Below are 19,945 nucleotides of genomic sequence, written 5' to 3' on the forward strand. Positions count from 1 at the left end.
ATGTTCGTTGTGGGACTCACTGGCGGCATCGGCAGCGGCAAATCGACGGTGGCCGATCTGTTCGCCGCGCTCGGCGTGCCGCTCGTCGACACGGACGTGATCGCGCATCGCATCACCGCGCCGCATGGCCTCGCAATGCCGCACATCGCCGCCGAATTCGGCGCGCAATTCGTCGCCGCCGACGGCTCCCTCGATCGCGCGCGCATGCGCACGCTCGTGTTCAGCGACGAGACCGCGCGCAAACGTCTCGAAGGCATCACGCATCCGCTGATTCGCGCGGAAACCGAGCGCGAAGAGCGCGAAGCGAAAGGACCGTATGTGATCGTCGTGGTGCCGCTGCTGGTCGAGTCCGGGACCTGGAAGAACCGCGTGAATCGCGTGCTCACCGTCGATTGCAGCGTCGACACGCAGATCGCGCGTGTGATGAGCCGCAACGGCTTCAGCCGTGAGCAGGTGCTCGCAATCATTGCGCGCCAGGCCACGCGCGAAGCGCGGCTCGCCGCCGCCGACGACGTGATCGTCAATGACAATGCGCCGCTCGAAGAACTCGAGGCGCAGGTGGACGCTCACCATCAAGCCTATCTGTCGCTGGCGAAGGGCGATGCCGAGTTGTAGCGCGCGCAGACGCGTCGTCACCGGCACATTGAACTTTGCGCGCACGCGGGAGCCGAAGCGCTCACAACACCGGGAACTCACAAAAAAGTTGCGAAAGCGCGCAGAAAAAGTGCGTGATTGCCTGGGTAGTCCCACGGCATTAGAATGTTTTGCATTCCTGTCACCGACCACGCCCGAGGCGAGCCCGCTTGATCCTTTACGAGTACCCCTTCAATGAGCGAATCCGGACGCTGTTGCGGCTCGAAGATCTGTTCGAGCGCTTCACGTTCTTTCTGACTCAGGAAGACGCGCGGGAACATCACGTCGCACTGACAACGCTGTTCGAAATCTCCGAAGTGGCGGGCCGCGCGGATCTGAAATCGGATCTGATGAAAGAGCTCGAGCGGCAGCGGCAAACGCTCGCGCCATTTCGCGGCAATCCGGGCATCGAGCAGAACGCGCTCGAAGCGGTGCTCGGCGAAATCGAGCAGACGCTTGCGGGGCTCACGCAGATGCAAGGCAAGACCGGCCAGCATCTTGCAGACAACGAGTGGCTCGCGAGCATTCGCAGCCGCGCAATCATCCCCGGTGGTACCTGCAAATTCGACCTGCCCTCGTACTACGCGTGGCAACAGTTGCATCCCGATCAGCGTCGCCAGGACATCGCCAAGTGGGTGACACCGCTTTTGCCGCTGCGCGACGCGGCCACCATCGTGCTGCGGCTCGCGCGTGAGTCGGGCCAGGCGTCGAAGGTGATGGCGATGCAAGGCAGCTATCAGCAAATGCTGTCGGGCCGCTCGTATCAATTGATGCAGGTTCGCGTCGCTCCCGAATTGCGCGTGATTCCCGAAGCGAGCGCCAACAAGTACATGCTGTGGGTGCGCTTTACGGTGCAGGACGGCGATCTGCGGCCGCGCGCGGTCGACGTCGACGTGCCGTTCCAACTCACGCTCTGCAGCCTGTAATCGCCTGTCAATCACCGCCGCATTGAGCAGCGCACACCGGATTTGACCGAACGCGCCTTTGAACCGGCGCGAAATAGCCCTATATTCGTTACTTGTTCCGTTTGCGATTGACCGTCCGACCGTATGCCTACCGTCGTCAAATGTCCTACCTGCGGTAAAGATGTCCGCTGGACCTCCGAGAGCCGCTTCCGTCCGTTCTGCTCCGAGCGCTGCAAACAGATCGATCTGGGCGCATGGGCCGCTGAAAAATACAGGATTGGCGGCAACGAACAGGAAGGATCTTCGTCCGAAGAGGAAACGCCGCGCGGCGACTACAACCCGCACTGAGCGAGTCAGTAAAAAAGCCACGCGAACCGGCGCTGCCGATACAGCGCCCGCTACCGCGTGGCTTTTTCAGTCACTGCCTTCAATCAATCACTTCTTCTCAGCCGCGAGCCACTCCAGCACCGGGATCGTGGCCGGCAGCAACGGCGAGACATCCGCAGGCATGCTCTGCCAGACGAAGGCCTGGCCTTCACGCCCGTGCGGCTCGCCCGACCACTGCGTCACCTTGCAGAAGAAGAGGCGCACATAGGCGTGCGGATAATCGTGTTCGAGCGTATGCCACAGATGGCTCGCCTCGACCTCGATTCCCAGCTCCTCGTGCAGTTCGCGCGCGAGCGCGGTCTCGACCGATTCGCCCGCTTCGAGCTTGCCGCCCGGAAACTCCCAGTAACCCTCGTACGGCTTGCCCGTCGGACGCTGCGCGAGCAGATAGCGCCCATCCGGCTGCACCAGCACGCCGACCGCGACTTCGGTGACCGGACGGCCCGCGCCGTTGGCGCCGGCGCTATTGCCGGCGCTTTTGTTAGCGTCGCTCATGCCGGCGTCTTACGGCCGGACCAGTCGCGCGCGAACTGCCATGCGACCCGTCCCGAACGCGAGCCACGTTCGAGCGCCCACACGAGCGCATCGCCGCGCGCCGATTCGATCTCGGCGTCGTCGCAACCGAAATGACGCAGCCAGTGCGCGATGATCGTCAGGTAGTCGTCCTGCTTGAACGGATAGAAGCTGACCCACAGCCCGAAACGCTCGGACAGCGAAATCTTCTCTTCGACCAGTTCACCCGGATGAATCTCGCCGTCCGAGGTGTGCTTGTACGTCTCGTTGTCGCTCATGTACTCGGGCAGCAGATGGCGGCGGTTCGACGTCGCATAGATCAGTACGTTGTCGGACTGCGCGGCCACCGAGCCGTCGAGCGCGACCTTCAGCGCCTTGTAGCCCGACTCGCCTTCTTCGAACGACAGGTCGTCGCAGAATACGACGAAGCGCTCCGGCCGCTTCGCGATCAAATCGACGATGTCGCCGAGGTCGTGCAGATCGTCCTTGTCCACTTCGATCAGGCGCAGACCGTCTTTCGCATACGCGTTCAGGCACGCCTTGATCAGCGACGACTTGCCGGTACCGCGCGCGCCCGTCAGCAGCACGTTGTTGGCCGGCTGACCGCGCACGAACTGGCGCGTGTTCTGTTCGATCAACCCCTTCTGGCGATCGATGTTCTGCAGGTCGTCGAGCGTGATCGGCGAAATGGCATGCACCGGCTGCAAGTAGCCGCGACCCTGGCGCTTGCGCCAGCGGAAAGCGACCGCGGCCGACCAGTCGATGTCCGGCGCGGCGGGCGGAAGCATCGCTTCCAGGCGGCCGAGCACGGCTTCGGCCCGGTTCAGAAACTGTTCGAGTTTGTCCATGGTGAGTAGGCGGCCCGCGGCCGCGCTTTGAAGCTGATTACGAGCGGTAGTCGGCGTTGATGCTCACGTAGTCGTGCGACAGATCGCAGGTCCAGATCGTGGCTTGCGCATTGCCGCGGCCGAGCACGACGCGAATGCCGATCTCGCTTTTTTTCATCACGCGCTGGGCGTCTTCTTCGCGGTAGGCCCGGTTGCGGCCGCCGGCAGTCGCGACCAGCACGTCGTCCAGATACAGATCGATCTTGCCGACGTCGAGATCGTCAACGCCGGCATAGCCGATGGCCGCGAGAATACGGCCGAGGTTCGGGTCCGATGCATAGAAGGCCGTCTTGACGAGCGGCGAGTGGCCGATCGCGTAGGCGATCTGGCGGCATTCGCCGACGCTCGAGCCGCCTTCGACATGCACGGTCATGAATTTGGTCGCGCCCTCGCCGTCGCGCACGATCAGTTGCGCGAGGTTCTGCGCAACCTCGGTCACCGCGTCGCGCAGCGCTGCATAAACGGGCGAATCGGTGGACGTGATCGCGGGCAGGCTCGATTTGCCCGACGCGATCAGGATGAACGAATCGTTGGTCGACGTATCGCCATCGATCGTGATGCAGTTGAACGAGCGATCCGCGACGTGCTTCACGAGTTCGTCGAGGACCGGCTGCGCGACGGCTGCGTCGAACGCGAGGAAGCCGAGCATGGTCGCCATGTTCGGCTTGATCATGCCGGCGCCCTTGCTGATGCCGGTCAGCGTGACCGTGTGACCGTCGATCGTGACCTGACGCGAGCTCGCCTTCGGCAGCGTGTCGGTCGTCATGATCGACTGCGCCGCGCCGTACCAGTTCGCTTCCTTGCGGTTCGCGAGCGCGGCCGGCAAGCCCGCCTTCAGACGATCGACCGGCAGCGGTTCGAGAATCACGCCCGTCGAGAACGGCAGCACCTGCTCGGGCGCGATGTCGGCGAGACGCGCGAGTTCCGCGCAGGTTTCGCGCGTCGCCGCGAGGCCCGGCTCACCGGTACCCGCGTTCGCGTTGCCGGTGTTGATCACCAGCGCGCGAATCGGCTTGCCACCCGTGCGCACGCGCTGCAGGTTCTCGCGGCAGACCGTGACGGGCGCCGCGCAGAAGCGGTTCTGCGTGAACACGCCGCCTACCGTCGCGCCTTCGTCGACGGAAATGACGAGCACGTCCTTGCGGTTCGGTTTGCGGATATTCGCTTCCGCCCAGCCTAGCGTGACGCCGGCGACGGGTTGGAGTTGAGCGGGATCGATCGAGGGAAAGTTGACAGCCATGGTCGCGACCTGTCGAAGAAAATGCCGGCGGACGCCGGCATCGGGGAAACGGAACTGATGACCCGGGTGGGTTGCCGGGTCACCCGCGAAATCAAAACGGCCAAACGGCGCTTAAAAACGACACGGCGCGCCCGGAAGCGCGCCGCATCGCCATCAGGCGATCTTGCCGTGGCACTGCTTGTACTTCTTGCCGCTGCCGCACGGGCACGGGTCGTTGCGGCCGACCTTCGGCACGTTGTCGGTATTCATGTGCACGGCCGCCTGCGGCGCTGCGCCGTGGCCGTGGCTCATCGCGTCGCCGATCATCGCGGCGGCGGCCGCTTCGGCCGCGACCGGCGCGGCGGCGCCGGCTTCCGCGAACTCGGCATGACGGAACTCGACGTTCTCCAGATGACCGCCCTGCTCTTCCATCTGCTCCGCGGCCGCTTCGAGCTGCTCCGGCGACTGGATCTGCACGTTCATCACGATGCGCGTGACTTCGAGCTTCACGGCGTCGAGCATCGCGGCGAAAAGTTCGAACGCCTCGCGCTTGTATTCCTGCTTCGGGTTCTTCTGCGCATAGCCGCGCAGATGGATGCCCTGACGCAGATGATCGAGCGCGGCCAGATGCTCGCGCCACGCGCGGTCGAGCGTCTGCAGCATGATCGAGCGCTCGAACGCGCTGAACGATTCGCGGCCGACCAGCTGGACCTTCGCCTCGTACCCTTCGTCCGCGGCGGCCTCGACCGCTTCGAGAATCTCTTCCGCGCTGATCGAGTTCGACTCGTTGATCATTTCCTGAATCGCGAGGTCGAGCTGCCATTCGTTGCGCAGCACTTCCTCGAGCTCGGGCACGTCCCACTGCTCTTCGATGCTGCCCACCGGCACGAACTGATGCACGATGTCGCCGACCACGCCGTGACGCATCGCGCTGATGGTCTCGGTGATGTCGTTCGCTTCGAGCAGTTCGTTGCGCTGCTGGTAGATCACCTTGCGCTGGTCGTTCGATACGTCGTCGTATTCGAGCAATTGCTTACGAATATCGAAGTTGCGCGCCTCGACCTTGCGTTGCGCCGATTCAATCGAGCGCGACACGATGCCCGCTTCGATCGCCTCGCCTTCCGGCATCTTCAGGCGGTCCATGATCGCGCGCACGCGGTCGCCCGCGAAAATGCGCAGCAGCGGATCTTCCAGCGACAGATAGAAGCGCGACGAACCCGGGTCGCCCTGACGGCCCGCACGGCCGCGCAGCTGGTTGTCGATCCGGCGCGACTCGTGACGTTCGGTGCCGATGATGTGCAGACCGCCCGCAGCCTTCACCTGATCGTGCAGCGTCTGCCATTCGTCGTGCAGCTTCTGGATGCGGCGCTGCTTTTCGTCGGCGGCGAGCGTTTCGTCCTGCTCGATGAACGACGCCTGCTTCTCCGCGTTGCCGCCGAGCACGATGTCCGTACCACGGCCGGCCATGTTGGTCGCGATCGTGATGCGCTGCGGACGGCCCGCTTCGGCGACGATCTCCGCTTCGCGCGCGTGCTGCTTCGCGTTCAGCACTTCGTGCGGCAAGCTGACCTGCTTCAGCAGATGCGACAGCAGCTCCGAGTTCTCGATCGATGTCGTGCCGACCAGCACCGGCTGACCTCGTTCGAAGCACTCGCGAATGTCGCGGATCACCGCGTCGTAGCGTTCCTTCGCGGTCTTGTAGATCTGATCCTGCTTGTCGATCCGCTTCGGCGGACGGTTGGTCGGGATCACGACCGTTTCGAGACCGTAGATCTCATTGAATTCGTACGCTTCGGTGTCGGCCGTGCCGGTCATGCCGGCCAGCTTCGCGTACATGCGGAAGTAGTTCTGGAACGTGATCGATGCGAGCGTCTGGTTCTCGCTCTGGATCTTCACGTGTTCCTTCGCCTCGACCGCCTGGTGCAGACCGTCAGACCAACGGCGGCCGGCCATCAGACGGCCGGTAAATTCGTCGACGATGATCACTTCGCCGTTCTGCACGACGTAGTGCTGATCCTTGAAGAACAGCGTGTGCGCGCGCAACGCCGCGTACACGTGGTGCATCAGCGTGATGTTCTGCGGCGCGTACAGGCTTTCGCCGTCGCCGATCAGGCCCCACTCGGAGAGCAGGCGCTCGGCCTTTTCGTGGCCCGACTCGGTCAGGAAGACCTGACGGCCTTTTTCGTCCAGCGTGTAGTCGCCCGGCTTCTCGACGCCGGTGCCGTCCGCCTTCTCTTCACCGATCTGGCGCTCGAGCAGCGGCGGCAGCGCGTTCATGCGCACGTAGAGTTCGGTGTGATCTTCGGCCTGGCCGGAGATGATCAGCGGCGTACGCGCTTCGTCGATCAGGATCGAGTCCACCTCGTCGACGACCGCGAAGTTCAGGCTACGCTGCACGCGCGCGTCGGTCTCGTAGACCATGTTGTCGCGCAGGTAGTCGAAGCCGAATTCGTTGTTGGTGCCGTAGGTGATGTCGGCGGCGTAGGCTTGCTGCTTCGCCGTGTGCTCCATCTGCGACAGGTTGATACCGACCGACAGACCGAGGAAGTTGTAGAGACGCGCCATCCATTCGGCGTCGCGCTGCGCGAGGTAGTCGTTGACCGTGACCACGTGGACGCCGCGTCCCGACAGCGCGTTCAGGTAGACCGGCAGCGTCGCGACGAGCGTCTTGCCCTCGCCGGTGCGCATTTCGCTGATCTTGCCGTAGTGCAGCGCCATACCGCCGATCAGCTGCACGTCGAAGTGGCGCATCTTCAGCACCCGCTTGCTGGCCTCGCGGCAGACCGCGAACGCTTCCGGCAGGATCTTGTCGAGCGATTCGCCGCTCGCGACGCGCTGGCGGAATTCACCCGTTTTGGCGCGCAGTTGGTCATCCGTCAATTGCTCGATCTGCGGCTCGAGCGCATTGATCGCCGCGACGGTCTTTTGATATTGCTTGACTAGCCGCTGATTACGGCTGCCAAAAATCTTCTGTAGAAAACCGGTGGTCATCGGATCGGTGTCTGCGTCGCGGCTTCGGCTGGCTCGCGGTATGCACTATGCGCATACCGCGCCTGGGTCGGAAAGTCCTCGGCGGCTTAGTCCAAGAGTGAATTCGAATCGGGCATTTTAGCACGCGCCTCCGGCCGCGCTCGTGTCGCAGGCGTGACGGCGCCGGCCTCCGCCAGCCCCGCCCGGCAACCTCCGGCGCGGCGCGGACCGACTTCGCAAGCTGCCCGCGCGGTACAATCGCGGCGTGAGCGCGCATGGGGCGAGTTCACGTCGTCAATCCCAAACATGAGCCGTTTTTCGACCTTTTCAAGATCGCCGAAGCAGTTCGATCGGCGCCGTCCGCAACCGCTTGCCGAGGTACTCGGCCGCACGGACGCGTTCGCTGCGCTGCGCGCAGGCGTCGAGCAGATCGCCGCGCTCGAGAAGGATCTGCGCGAGTTGCTGCCCGATTATCTGGCGACGAGCGTCGAACCTGGCTTCATCAAGGAGGGCGTGCTGGCCCTGTTCGCCGCGCACAACGCGCTCGCGGCGCGTCTGCGGCATCTGGAGCCGCGGCTGCTGGCGGATTTGCAGCAGCGCGGCTGGCCCGTGCAGGCGCTGAAGATTCGCGTGCGGCCGCAGCCGCTGAAAGAACCGCCGCCCGTAAAACAGGCGCGCATGACGCCGGCGGGCGCCGCCGCGCTGCAGGCGTTGAGCGAATCGCTTGAGCCTTCGCCGTTGCAGGAGGCGCTCGCGCGCATGGCCGCGCGGCATCGGCGCAATCGCTGAACGCTCGACGAAAAAAACGGCCCCGAGGGGCCGTTTTTCATTTGCTTGCCTGTTACGCTGGCTTTATGCGAACGCAGTCTGCGTCTCGTACGCGAAGCCGCGCGGGGCCTTCTGCGTGTCGTCGAAAGTGACGATTTCGTACGAGTCTTCGTGCGCGAGCAGTTCACGCAGCAACGCGTTGTTCAGACCGTGGCCCGACTTGTACGCGGTGTACGACGCGAGCAGCGGGTGGCCGACCACGTACAGGTCGCCGATGGCGTCGAGCATTTTGTGCTTGACGAACTCGTCGTCGTAACGCAAGCCGTCGTTGTTCAGGATGCGGTACTCGTCGAGCACGATCGCGTTGTCCATGCTGCCGCCGCGCGCGAGGCCAAGCTCACGCATCATTTCCACTTCATGCGCGAAGCCGAACGTGCGGGCACGCGCGATTTCGCGCACGTACGACGTGTTGGCGAAATCCACTTCCAACGCCTGACCGGTTTTGTCCACGGCCGGGTGACGGAAGTCGATCGTGAATTTGAGCTTGAAACCGAAGTACGGATCGAGGCGCGCGAACTTGTCGCCGTCACGGATTTCAACCGGCTTCGTGACCTTGATGAATTTCTTCGGCGCGTTCTGCTCTTCGATACCCGCCGACTGGATCAGGAACACGAACGAACCCGCGCTGCCGTCCATGATCGGGATTTCCTCGGCGGTGACGTCGACGTAAAGGTTGTCGATGCCAAGACCGGCGCAGGCGGACATCAGATGCTCGATGGTCGACACGCGCGCGCCGTCTTTCTGCAACACGGAAGCCAGACGCGTATCGCCAATCGCCATCGCCGACGCAGGAATGTCCACCGGCGTGGGCAAATCCACGCGCGAAAACACGATGCCAGTGCCCGGCGCCGCCGGCCGGAGCGTCAGATTGACTTTACGGCCGGAGTGCAGCCCGATGCCGACAGTCTTGACGATCGATTTGATTGTGCGCTGCTTCAACATGGTGGTCTTCTATTCGATTGAAAATCCTAATCAGGATTTTTTATTCCATAGCGCGAATTATACTCCAATCCCCAGACCAGCGTCTTTGCGGGGAACGTGACAATCTGTTTCGCTGCATTACCCGCCGGGCTCAGCGACGGAAAGCGTGACGGGCCGATGCCCCGGAACGGAGGCGTTTCCGGTCATCGGCCCGCGTAACGGCCTGTCACAAAAGCGTCGTAATCACCGTTGCCGTAACGCCACGCGGCATACGCGCGCGGGGTCGCGACGATGGTGCGACGTCAGCAACTAGCTCAAGGTGGCGAGAATACTCGCTGCATCGCTGACTTCGAATTTGCCGGCAGCCTCGACGTTCAGCGTCTTGACCACGCCGTCGTCGATCACCATCGCGTAGCGCAGGGAACGGATCCCCATGCCGCGCGCCGACAGATCCTGCTCCAGACCAAGCGCCCGTGTAAAAGCCGCACTACCGTCCGCCATCATGCGCACCTTGCCCGAGGTGTGCTGATCGCGTCCCCACGCGCCCATGACGAACGCGTCGTTGACGGACACGCACCAGATTTCGTCGATGCCGGCAGCGCGCAACTGCTCGGCATGCTCGACATAGCCCGGTACATGTTTGGCCGAACAGGTCGGCGTGAACGCGCCGGGCAATCCGAAGATCACCACGCGCTTGCCCGCTGTCTGCTCGTGCACGTCGAAACTGTTCGGTCCGATCGTGCAGCCCGCCCGGTCGTCTTCGACGTACTCGAAGAGCGTCGCGTCGGGCAGCTTTTCACCTTCCTTGATCATGCTCAGTCCTTTGCATCGATGCGAAGCACGCTCGCACGTCCTCGTGTCGCAGTGAATTTCGGTCCGGCCCATTCAACTATAAGCCAACGCCGTTCGGCGGCAGTCACTTCGTCCGCTTCGCGAATCCGCAGAGGACAGTTGCCCCTGCCGCGAATCAGACGATAAGCGACCTGCTTGCCGTTCACCCGCCACGCTCGTGCGTTCGTCCGCCAGCGCTGCGTCCTGCGACCTTACTCGCAACGCGGCAACGAAGCCTGCCCGTGCGCTCAGTCCGCCTGCTTGCGCAGGAATGCCGGAATGTCGTACGTATCGACGCCCTTTTCCTGCAGCGCCTGCACGTGCGAGGCCGCCGTGTCGCGCGACGTGCGCCACACTGCCGGCGTATCGAGCGCGCCGTAGTCGGCCGTGCTGGCGTGGCCTGCCGCCGGTGCGTACGCCGCATGCGCCATCGCGCCGATCGGCTGGTTGTCGGTGCCGGTGCGCAGCAGCGTCATCGGTGCAGATTGCTGCTTCTTCGCCGCGCGGCCGAGTCCCGTCGCGACGACCGTCACGCGCAGCGCGTCGCCCATCGCGTCGTCGTACACGGCGCCGAAGATCACCGTGGCATCTTCCGCGGCATAGCTCTTGATCGTGTTCATCACTTCGCGCGTTTCCGACAGACGCAGCGACCGGCTCGACGTGATGTTGACCAGCACGCCACGCGCGCCCGACAGATCGACGCCTTCCAGCAGCGGGCTCGCGACGGCCTGTTCGGCCGCGAGGCGCGCGCGATCGACGCCGGCAACGGTCGCCGTGCCCATCATCGCCTTGCCCTGTTCGCCCATCACGGTCTTCACGTCTTCGAAGTCGACGTTGACGAGACCGTCGACGTTGATGATTTCCGCAATGCCCGCGACCGCATTGTTCAGAACGTCGTCAGCGCACTGGAAGCACTTGTCCATCTCGGCGTCGTCGCCCATCACCTCGAACAGCTTGTCGTTCAGCACGACGATCAGCGAGTCGACGTGATCCTCCAGTTGCTGCGAACCGGCTTCCGCCACGCGCATACGCTTGCCGCCTTCGAATTCGAACGGCTTGCTGACGACGCCAACGGTCAGAATACCCATTTCCTTTGCGATCTGCGCGACGACCGGTGCCGCGCCCGTGCCGGTGCCACCACCCATACCGGCGGTGATGAACACCATGTGCGCGCCGCGCAGTGCGTCGGCGATACGCTCGCGTGCTTCCTCAGCGGCGGCGTGGCCCATTTCCGGCTTGGCGCCCGCGCCCAGACCCGTGTTGCCGAGCTGGATCACCGCGGTGGCGCGCGAACGCGACAGCGCCTGCGCGTCCGTGTTCATCACGATGAAGTCGACGCCTTGCACGCCTTTGTTGATCATGTGCTGAACGGCATTGCCGCCAGCGCCACCGACTCCGACGACCTTGATGATGGTGCCGCTCGTTTCGGTTTCCAGCATCTGGAATTCCATGTTGCCTCCGTCAAGATAAAAAGTTACCGCCACTCGGCGTTATCCGGCAGGAGATCGGGCAACCCCCTGTCGCGCGCCGGCCGCCGGCACCAGCGCGAATTTCTCGAAACCCGTGATCAGAAGTTGCCGAGGAACCAGTCCTTCATGCGCGAGAACACCTGTCCCATCGACCCCGACTGCACCGCAACCTTGCGCCCGCGCATACGCTGCGAGCGTCCTTCGACGAGCAGGCCCATCGCCGTCGAATAGCGCGGATTGCGCACGACGTCGGCGAGACCGCCCGCATACTCCGGTACGCCGATGCGCACCGGCTTCAGGAAAATGTCCTCACCAAGCTCGACCATGCCGATCATCATCGACGCGCCGCCCGTCAGCACGACGCCCGAGCTCAGCAGTTCCTCGTAACCCGACTCGCGCACCACCTGCTGCACGAGCGAAAACAGTTCTTCGACGCGCGGCTCGATCACGGCCGCCAATGCCTGGCGCGACAGCGTGCGCGGACCGCGCTCGCCGAGACCCGGCACTTCGATCATCTCGTCCGGATCGGCGAGTGCCTGCTTGGCGATGCCGTAGTCGACCTTGATGTCCTCGGCATCCGGCGTCGGCGTTCGCAGCGCCATCGCGATGTCGCTCGTGATCTGGTCGCCGGCAATCGGAATCACGGCCGTGTGGCGAATCGCGCCTTCGCTGAAGATCGCGATGTCGGTCGTGCCGCCGCCGATGTCGACCAGCACCACGCCCAGTTCCTTTTCGTCTTCCGTCAGCACCGCAAGCGACGACGCGAGCGGCTGCAGAATCAGGTCGTTCACTTCGAGGCCGCAGCGACGCACGCACTTGACGATGTTCTGCGCCGCGCTCACGGCACCGGTGACGATATGCACCTTCACTTCGAGGCGGATGCCGCTCATGCCGATCGGCTCGCGCACGTCTTCCTGACCGTCGATGATGAATTCCTGCGTGAGGATATGCAGCACCTGCTGGTCGGTCGGAATGTTGATCGCCTTCGCGGTTTCAATTACGCGCGCGACGTCGGCCTGCGTGACTTCCTTCTCCTTGATCGCGACCATGCCGCTCGAATTGAAGCTGCGGATATGGCTGCCGGCGATCCCGGTGAACACGTTCGTGATCTTGCAGTCGGCCATCAGTTCGGCTTCCTCGAGCGCGCGCTGGATCGACTGCACGGTGGCTTCGATATTCACCACCACGCCCTTCTTGAGCCCCTTCGATTCGCTCTGGCCGAGACCGATCACCTCGTAGTGACCCTCGCCCTTCAACTCGGCGACGATGGCCACTACCTTCGACGTTCCGATGTCGAGGGCGACCAGCAGATCTTTATAGTCTTTACTCATAGCGTGCTCAGTGCGTGTGATGTCCGTTTACTTCTTGCCCTTGTCGGGTTCGCTGATGAAGCGCATGCCAGTGGCACGAATCGCGAAACCGTTCGGATAGCGCAAGTCCGCATTCTCGATATCCTTTCCCCAACGTTGCGTCACCGCGCTCCATGCCGCGGTCAGGCGCTTGCTGCGATCGGCCAGCGTGTCCTGATTGCGTTCGCGGCCCAACTCCACCTGCGTGCCGTTCGACAGCTTCACCGTCCACGCGTAGCGCGCCGACAGCGTCACTTCCTCGGGCGTCGCGTGGATCGCCGCGAACCACTTCTGGAAGTCGTGATAACGCACGACGACTTCCTTCGCCGTACCGTCCGGGCCGTCGAACGCCGGCAGGTCTCCGTCGAGCTCGGCCTGGTTCGCGGTGAACAGCTCGCCGTCGACGCTCACCAGCTGATCGCTGCCCCACGTCCCAAGCGGCTTGTACTCCTCGAGCGTGACAGCCAGTGCATTCGGCCACACGCGCCGTACGCTCGCGTGACGCACCCACGGCATCTGCTCGAACGCCTGCCGCGCGGCGTCGAGATCGACCGTGAAGTAGTTGCCCTTCAGTCGCCCCACCACGCCGGCGCGTACCGTCGGCGAATTGATGTGCTCGGTATCGCCGTCGATCTGGATCTCGCGCAGCGCGAAATTCGGGCGCTGGATCAGCCAGTAACCGCCCGCCGCCAGCAGCACGAGCACCAGCAACGCGTGCAGCGCGTTGGTGGCGAGATTGAGCTGGCGAACGTTGTTCCACATGGTGTCGCTTGCGGTTGCCTTGGTTAATCCTGCAGCGTCAGCGCCAACACGCCGACCACCAGTTCCTGATAGCTGATGCCGACCGCGCGCGCCGCTTTCGGCGGCAGCGAGTGATCGGTCATGCCGGGCGCCGTGTTCACTTCGAGGAAGTACGGCTTGGCTTCGCCGTCGAGCATGAAGTCCGCGCGGCCCCAGTCGGTGCAGCCGAGCACATCGAACGCGCGGCGCGCGAGCACCTTCAGGCGCGCTTCCTCTTCAGCGCCGAGACCGCACGGAATCAGATACTGCGTGTCGTTGGCGACGTACTTCGCGTGGTAGTCGTAGAACTCGCCGGCCGGCACGATGCGGATCACCGGCAGGTCCAGATTGCCGGCGATGCACGCGGTGTATTCGCCGCCGCCTTCGATGCTCTTCTCGACCACGACGATACGGTCGTACTTCACGGCTTCGATCAACGCGGCCGGCAGCGCGTCCGCGCTCTTCACCTTGATCACGGCGACACTCGAACCTTCGCTCGCCGGCTTCACGAACAGCGGCAGACCGAGCTTCGCGACGATCTCCTTGGCGCGCGCTTCGTAGTCGTCACCGCGCAGCACCGCTTCGAACGGCGGAGTCGGAATGCCGAGCTGCTGCCACACGAGCTTGGTGCGGAACTTGTCGAGACCGAGCGCCGAGCCGAGCACGCCGCTACCGGTGTAACGGATGCCATAGAAATCCAGCGCGCCCTGGATCTGGCCGTTCTCGCCGTAGCCGCCATGCAGCGCGTTGAACGCGCGCACGAAGCCTTCATCCTTCAACGCGGACAGCGGACGCTCGGCCGGATCGAACGGATGCGCGTCGACGCCGGCGTCGCGCAGACCTTGCAACACCAGGCGCCCGGAATTGAGCGACACCTCGCGCTCGGCGGAAATACCGCCGAGCAGCACTGCCACCTTGCCGAATTGTTTAGGGTCGATACTGCTCATCTCACACCTTCTGTTCCTGAGCCAGTCGAACCGGCACACCGCCGATCGAACCCGCGCCCATCGTAATCACCACGTCGCCGTCGCGCACCACCGTGGACAGCGCGTCCGGCACTTCATCCACCGTATCGACAAACACCGGCTCGACCTTGCCCGCGACGCGCAGCGCGCGCGCCAATGCGCGGCCGTCGGCGGCGACGATCGGCGCTTCGCCGGCCGCATAGACTTCGGTCAGCACGAGCGCGTCGACGGTCGACAGCACTTTCACGAAATCCTCGAAGCAATCACGCGTGCGCGTGAAGCGGTGCGGCTGGAACGCCAGCACCAGACGCCGGCCCGGAAATGCGCCGCGCGCCGCCGCCACCGTGGCGGCCATTTCGACCGGGTGGTGACCGTAGTCGTCCACCAGCGTGTAGGAGCCCGCGGCCTGGCCGTCGCTGAGAACCGGCACTTCGCCATAGCGTTGGAAGCGTCGGCCGACGCCGTTGAAATCCGCGAGCGCTCGCTGGATATCGGCATCTTTCACTTCAAGTTCAGTCGCAATTGCAATTGCGGCCAACGCGTTCTGCACGTTGTGCTCGCCCGGCAGGTTCAACGTGACGTCGAGCGGCGCCGCGTCTTCGCGCATCACGGTGAAATGCATGCGGCCTTCGCGAGCTTCGACGTTGACCGCGCGCACTTGCGCATCGGCCGCGAAACCGTAGCGGATGATCGGCTTCGACACGAACGGCAGGATCTCCTTCACGTTCGGATCGTCGACGCACAGCACCGCGATGCCGTAGAACGGCAAACGGTGCGTGAATTCGATGAAGGCCTGCTTCAGACGCGCGAAGTCGTGACCATAGGTGTCCATATGATCGGCGTCGATGTTCGTGATGACCTCGATCACCGGGAACAGGTTCAGGAACGACGCGTCCGATTCGTCCGCCTCGGCGACGATGAAGTCGCCGGTGCCGAGGCGCGCATTCGCGCCCGCGCTGATCAGCCTGCCGCCGATCACGAAGGTCGGATCGAGCCCGCCCGCGGCGAGCACGCTCGCGACCAGCGACGTGGTCGTGGTCTTGCCGTGCGTGCCGGCAATCGCGATGCCCTGCTTCAGACGCATCAACTCCGCGAGCATCACCGCGCGCGGCACGATCGGAATGCGGCGATGACGCGCGGCCAGCACTTCCGGGTTGTCGCTGCGCACCGCGGTCGACACCACCACCGCGTTCGCGCCTTCGATGTTCTCCGCCGCGTGCCCGATCGAAATGCGCGCGCCGAGCCCGGCGAGGCGCTCGGTGACCGCGTTGCCCGACAGGTCCGAGCCGCTCACCTGATAGCCGAGATTGACGAGCACTTCGGCGATGCCGCTCATGCCCACGCCGCCGATGCCGACGAAATGAATGTGTTTGACGATGTGTTTCATTGCTTTCCTTCTGGGCTCACGCCCGCCATCGAACCCGCAGCCGCCACCGTCGCGCAGATCTGCGCGACCTGTTCGGTGGCATCCGGTTTCGCGAGCGAGCGCGAACGCTCCGCCATTTCCGCGAGACTTTCCCGCGTCTGGCTGCGCAACCAGTCGGCGAGCTTTTCCGCCGACAGATCGCGTTGGTGCACGACTAGCGCCGCGCCGTTGTCGGCGAGGAACGCTGCATTAGTGGTCTGGTGATCGTCGACCGCGTACGGGAACGGCACGAACAGCGCCGCGACGCCGACCGCCGAGATCTCCGACACGGTCATCGCGCCCGAGCGGCAGATCACCAGATCGGCTGCTTCGTAGGCGCTCGTCATGTCGTCGATGAACGGCACGAGCGAGACGTCCGTGCCTGCCTGCAAGCCTGCGGCCGCGTAGTTCTCGCGCAGCGCGTCGATATGCTTCGCACCGGCCTGATGCACGATGCGCGGCCTCTCGTTGGAGCCAAGCAGCGCGAGCGCGCGCGGCACGACTTCGTTCAACGCGGCGGCGCCGAGACTGCCGCCCACGACGAGCACGTTCAGCGGACCGTTACGCTGGGCGTAGCGTGCTTTGGGTGCATTCGCGCGCGCAAGTTCCTCACGAATCGGATTGCCGGTCCACTCGCCGTGCGGCAGTGCATCCGGAAACGCGACCAGCACGCGCTTCGCGAGTTTTGCGAGCACCTTGTTCGCGAGGCCCGCGATCGAATTCTGTTCGTGCAGCACGAGCGGCCGGCCGCTCAGCGCCGTCATCAGCCCGGCCGGGAACGTGATGTACCCGCCCATGCCGAGCACCACGTCGGGCTTCACGCGACGCAGCACGCTCAAGCTCTGCGTGCATGCGCGCAGCAGGTTCACCGGCAGCATCAGTTTGGTCTTCAGGCCCTTGCCGCGCACGCCACCGAAGCGCACGTACTCCATCGGAATGCCGTGCTTCGGTACCAGCGTCGCTTCCATGCCCGCGGGGTTGCCGAGCCATACGACTTTCCAGCCCCACGCCTGCATCAGATGGGCGACCGCGAGCCCCGGGAACACGTGTCCCCCGGTGCCGCCGGCCATCACCATCACCGTGCGTTGTGGCAGAGCCGTCATACCTTGCCCCCGCGCATCAGCACACGATTTTCATAGTCGACCCGCATCAGCACCGCGATCGCCACGCAGTTCAGCAAGATGCCCGAACCGCCGTAACTGACGAGCGGCAACGTCAGGCCCTTGGTCGGCAGAAGACCGAGGTTCACGCCCATGTTGATGAAGGTCTGCGCGCCGAACCATATGCCGACGCCCTTCGCGACCAGACCCGCGAACGTGCGATCGAGCGCGAGCGCCTGGCGGCCGATCTCGAACGAACGGCGCACGATCCAGTAGAACATCAGGATCACGACGAGCACCCCGACGAAACCCAGCTCCTCGCCGATCACCGCGAGAATGAAGTCGGTATGCGCTTCCGGCAGATAGTTGAGCTTCTCGACGCTGCCGCCGAGACCGACGCCGAACCACTCGCCGCGCCCGAACGCGATCAGCGAGTGCGTCAGCTGATACGCCTTGCCCTGCGCGTAGCGATCGTCCCACGGATCGAGGTACGCGAAGATCCGCTCACGACGCCACGGCGACGCCCACACCAGCAACGTGAACGTGCCCACCGCGGTCGCGACGAGGCCGCCAAACAGCTTGCCGTTCACACCGCCGAGGAACAGCACGCCCATCGCGATCGCCGCGATCACCATGAACGCGCCCATGTCCGGCTCGAGCAGCAGCAGCATGCCGACGAGACCGACCGCGACGGCCATCGGCAGAAAGCCCTTGGCGAAGCTGTGCATGTATTCCTGCTTGCGCACCGTGTAGTTCGCCGCGTAGATCGTCACCGCGAGCTTCATGATTTCCGACGGCTGCATGTTCGTGATGCCGAGCGGAATCCAGCGGCGCGCGCCGTTCACGCCCTTGCCGACGTGCGGGATCAGCACGATCACGAGCGCGACGAGCGAGATCAGGAAGAGCTTCGGTGCGTACTTGTCCCACGTCGAAATCGGAATGCGGAACGACGCAACGCCGACCGCCGCGCCCATCAGCACGAAGATGATCTGGCGCACGAGGAACGCCCAATCGCGATACGACGCGTACTTCGGCGAATCGGGCATCGCGATCGACGCCGAGTACACCATCACGACGCCGAGCCCGAGCAGGGCGACGACGACCCACAGCAGCGAGTGGTCGTAGTCGAGCATGCGCGAGCGCAGCGGCCGCACGCCGTTGACCGCGCTCGCGAGACCGCTGCCGCCCGTGCGGGTGGACGTGCGCGCCGCGGCGCCGTTGCCGCCGGCGGCTTCGCGCGAGCCGAAACGTTCCGACCAGCTCATATCATCGTCCCCCGTTCGGCCGCGATATCTTCGACCGTGCTGCGGAATACCGCCGCGCGGTGTGCGTAACCCTTGAACATGTCGAAGCTCGCGCACGCGGGCGACAGCAGCACCGCGTCGCCGGGCTGCGCGAGCGCGGTAGCCGCGCGCGTCGCGTCTTCGAGCGTCGCGTGGTCGGTCATCGCGACGCCGCAATGTTCGAGCGCCGCGCGAATCTGTGGCGCGTCGCGGCCGATCAGCATCACCGCGCGGCACCAACGCATCACCGGTGCGGCGAGCGGCTCGAACTCCTGACCCTTGCCGTCGCCGCCGGCGATCAGCACGACGCGCTGCGCGAGACCGTCGAGCGCGGCGACCGTCGCGCCGACGTTGGTGCCCTTGCTGTCGTCCACGTAGTCGATGCCGTCGATCGACGCGATCAACTCCACGCGATGCGGCTCGCCGTGATATTCGCGCAGGCCGTGCAAAAGCGGCGCGCCGGGCAGGCCGATCGCGCGTGCGAGCGCGTACGCGGCCAACGCGTTGGCGGCGTTGTGCAGGCCACGGATGCGCAGTGCGTCGGCGGGCATCAGACGCTTCAACGCGATGTCGGGCGTTGCCGCTGCTTCGTTCTTGCGACGGCGCTTCGGCGTCGGCTCGTCGCTCGCGTCGCGATCTTGCGCTTCAACGAGCCACACCATGCCGTTGTCGCGCAAGAGGCCATAGTCACCGTCGCTCTTCGGCTCGGTCACGCCGAACGTGACGACCTCCGCGTCGCCGCTGGCAGGCGCGATTGCCATTACGCGTGCGTCGTCGCGGTTCAGCACGCGCACCGTCCGTGTACCGAAGATGCGGCCCTTCGCGGCCGCGTACGCATCAAGTCCGCCGTGCCAGTCCAGATGATCCTGCGTGATGTTGAGCACGGCGGCCGCGTCCGGCGTAAACGTATGCGAGGTCTCTAGCTGGAAGCTCGACAGTTCGAGCACCCACACGTCGGGCAGCGCGGTCTGGTCGATCGCTTCGGAGAGCTTGTCGAGCAGCGACGGGCTGATGTTGCCCGCCACCGCGACCTTCTTGCCCGCGCGTTCGCACAGCAAGCCGGCGAGACTCGTCGTCGTGGTCTTGCCGTTCGTGCCGGTGATCGCGATCACCTTCGGCGCGTAGCCGGACTCGCCCAGCGTGCGCAGCGCCTGCGAAAACAGTTCGAGTTCGCCCCACACCGGGATGCCCTGCTCGCGCGCCGCCGTGACCAGCGGCAGCAGATCGGCGGCCAGCGGCGACAGTCCCGGGCTGATCGCGACCAGTTCGACGCCTTCGAGCAGCACCGGCGAAAACGGACCGCCGACGAAATCGGCATCGACGCCATGCGCTTCGAGCGCGGACAGATTCGGCGGCACTTCGCGCGTATCGGCCACGCGCAGCCGACAGCCGTGCCTGGCGCACCAACGCGCCATCGCGAGACCGGATTCACCCAGTCCCAGCACGAGCACCATCGGCTTTTGCCGATCCCGAAACTTCTCGCCGAACATCGCCTGCTTC

Annotated in this window: 18 protein-coding genes; 4 read left to right on the plus strand and 14 right to left on the minus strand. The window is 64.5% G+C overall.

Going from position 1 to position 19,945, the window contains the following annotated elements:
* The 3 genes from coaE to yacG all read left to right on the plus strand — a co-directional run bounded on the left by coaE (window position 1) and on the right by yacG (window position 1,886).
* A complete protein-coding gene (coaE, locus tag OKW28_RS33250; RefSeq protein ID WP_429451808.1) occupies window positions 1-615 on the plus strand; it encodes a dephospho-CoA kinase in 615 nt (204 codons plus the stop codon).
* 188 nt (window positions 616-803) lie between these two features.
* Complete coding sequence (gene zapD, locus OKW28_RS33255; protein ID WP_008921182.1) at window positions 804-1,559, plus strand: cell division protein ZapD; 756 nt, start codon at window positions 804-806, stop codon at window positions 1,557-1,559.
* Window positions 1,560-1,682: 123 nt separating this feature from the next.
* A complete protein-coding gene (yacG, locus tag OKW28_RS33260) occupies window positions 1,683-1,886 on the plus strand; it encodes a DNA gyrase inhibitor YacG (RefSeq protein ID WP_090801947.1) in 204 nt (67 codons plus the stop codon).
* Window positions 1,887-1,973: 87 nt separating this feature from the next.
* Here yacG and OKW28_RS33265 read toward each other — a convergent pair whose 3' ends face one another.
* The 4 genes from OKW28_RS33265 to secA all read right to left on the minus strand — a co-directional run bounded on the left by OKW28_RS33265 (window position 1,974) and on the right by secA (window position 7,535).
* Window positions 1,974-2,420, minus strand: a complete 447-nt coding sequence (locus OKW28_RS33265; RefSeq protein WP_429451809.1) for an NUDIX domain-containing protein — start codon at window positions 2,418-2,420, stop codon at window positions 1,974-1,976.
* Window positions 2,417-3,286: an ATP-binding protein gene (locus tag OKW28_RS33270; protein ID WP_090801949.1), complete on the minus strand. Its 870-nt coding sequence runs from the start codon at window positions 3,284-3,286 to the stop codon at window positions 2,417-2,419. The genes OKW28_RS33265 and OKW28_RS33270 overlap by 4 nt, the downstream gene beginning before the upstream one ends.
* A gap of 37 nt (window positions 3,287-3,323) precedes the next feature.
* Window positions 3,324-4,565 (minus strand): bifunctional glutamate N-acetyltransferase/amino-acid acetyltransferase ArgJ, encoded by a 1,242-nt coding sequence (gene argJ / locus OKW28_RS33275; RefSeq protein WP_429451811.1) that lies wholly within the window; start codon window positions 4,563-4,565, stop codon window positions 3,324-3,326.
* Window positions 4,566-4,718: 153 nt separating this feature from the next.
* Window positions 4,719-7,535, minus strand: coding sequence for a preprotein translocase subunit SecA (secA, locus tag OKW28_RS33280; protein WP_429451813.1), 2,817 nt, complete (start codon window positions 7,533-7,535; stop codon window positions 4,719-4,721).
* A 285-nt stretch (window positions 7,536-7,820) separates the two neighbouring features.
* On the opposite strand from secA, the gene OKW28_RS33285 reads away from it, so the two are divergent.
* Window positions 7,821-8,303, plus strand: a complete 483-nt coding sequence (locus OKW28_RS33285; protein WP_429451815.1) for a DciA family protein — start codon at window positions 7,821-7,823, stop codon at window positions 8,301-8,303.
* 63 nt (window positions 8,304-8,366) lie between these two features.
* On the opposite strand, the gene lpxC is transcribed toward OKW28_RS33285, so the two are convergent.
* The 10 genes from lpxC to murD form a co-directional block, all read right to left on the minus strand.
* Entirely contained in the window at window positions 8,367-9,284 is a 918-nt protein-coding gene (lpxC, locus tag OKW28_RS33290; RefSeq protein WP_429451817.1) for a UDP-3-O-acyl-N-acetylglucosamine deacetylase, read from the minus strand.
* Between the two features lie 288 nt (window positions 9,285-9,572).
* Window positions 9,573-10,076 carry a peroxiredoxin gene (locus OKW28_RS33295; protein WP_090801956.1) on the minus strand — a complete coding sequence of 168 codons (504 nt, stop codon included), beginning with the start codon at window positions 10,074-10,076 and terminating at the stop codon, window positions 9,573-9,575.
* Between the two features lie 266 nt (window positions 10,077-10,342).
* Entirely contained in the window at window positions 10,343-11,545 is a 1,203-nt protein-coding gene (gene ftsZ, locus OKW28_RS33300) for a cell division protein FtsZ (RefSeq protein ID WP_184058571.1), read from the minus strand.
* A 116-nt stretch (window positions 11,546-11,661) separates the two neighbouring features.
* The gene (ftsA, locus tag OKW28_RS33305) at window positions 11,662-12,894 is read right to left on the minus strand and encodes a cell division protein FtsA (protein ID WP_008921172.1); all 1,233 of its coding nucleotides are present in this window, start codon (window positions 12,892-12,894) and stop codon (window positions 11,662-11,664) included.
* A 27-nt stretch (window positions 12,895-12,921) separates the two neighbouring features.
* Window positions 12,922-13,674 (minus strand): cell division protein FtsQ/DivIB, encoded by a 753-nt coding sequence (locus tag OKW28_RS33310; protein WP_429451819.1) that lies wholly within the window; start codon window positions 13,672-13,674, stop codon window positions 12,922-12,924.
* 23 nt (window positions 13,675-13,697) lie between these two features.
* A complete protein-coding gene (locus OKW28_RS33315; RefSeq protein WP_429451820.1) occupies window positions 13,698-14,639 on the minus strand; it encodes a D-alanine--D-alanine ligase in 942 nt (313 codons plus the stop codon).
* Between the two features lies 1 nt (window position 14,640).
* Window positions 14,641-16,044: a UDP-N-acetylmuramate--L-alanine ligase gene (gene murC / locus OKW28_RS33320; protein ID WP_429451822.1), complete on the minus strand. Its 1,404-nt coding sequence runs from the start codon at window positions 16,042-16,044 to the stop codon at window positions 14,641-14,643.
* Complete coding sequence (gene murG, locus OKW28_RS33325; RefSeq protein WP_429451824.1) at window positions 16,041-17,165, minus strand: undecaprenyldiphospho-muramoylpentapeptide beta-N-acetylglucosaminyltransferase; 1,125 nt, start codon at window positions 17,163-17,165, stop codon at window positions 16,041-16,043. The genes murC and murG overlap by 4 nt, the downstream gene beginning before the upstream one ends.
* Window positions 17,162-18,427, minus strand: coding sequence for a putative lipid II flippase FtsW (gene ftsW, locus OKW28_RS33330; RefSeq protein ID WP_429451826.1), 1,266 nt, complete (start codon window positions 18,425-18,427; stop codon window positions 17,162-17,164). Before ftsW ends, murG begins: the two co-directional genes overlap by 4 nt.
* Window positions 18,424-19,935 (minus strand): UDP-N-acetylmuramoyl-L-alanine--D-glutamate ligase, encoded by a 1,512-nt coding sequence (murD, locus tag OKW28_RS33335; protein WP_429451827.1) that lies wholly within the window; start codon window positions 19,933-19,935, stop codon window positions 18,424-18,426. Before murD ends, ftsW begins: the two co-directional genes overlap by 4 nt.
* Between the last annotated feature and the right edge of the window lie 10 nt (window positions 19,936-19,945).

The sequence above is a fragment of the Paraburkholderia sp. 40 genome, from assembly GCF_050434105.1.
GTDB classification, from domain to species: domain Bacteria; phylum Pseudomonadota; class Gammaproteobacteria; order Burkholderiales; family Burkholderiaceae; genus Paraburkholderia; species Paraburkholderia tuberum.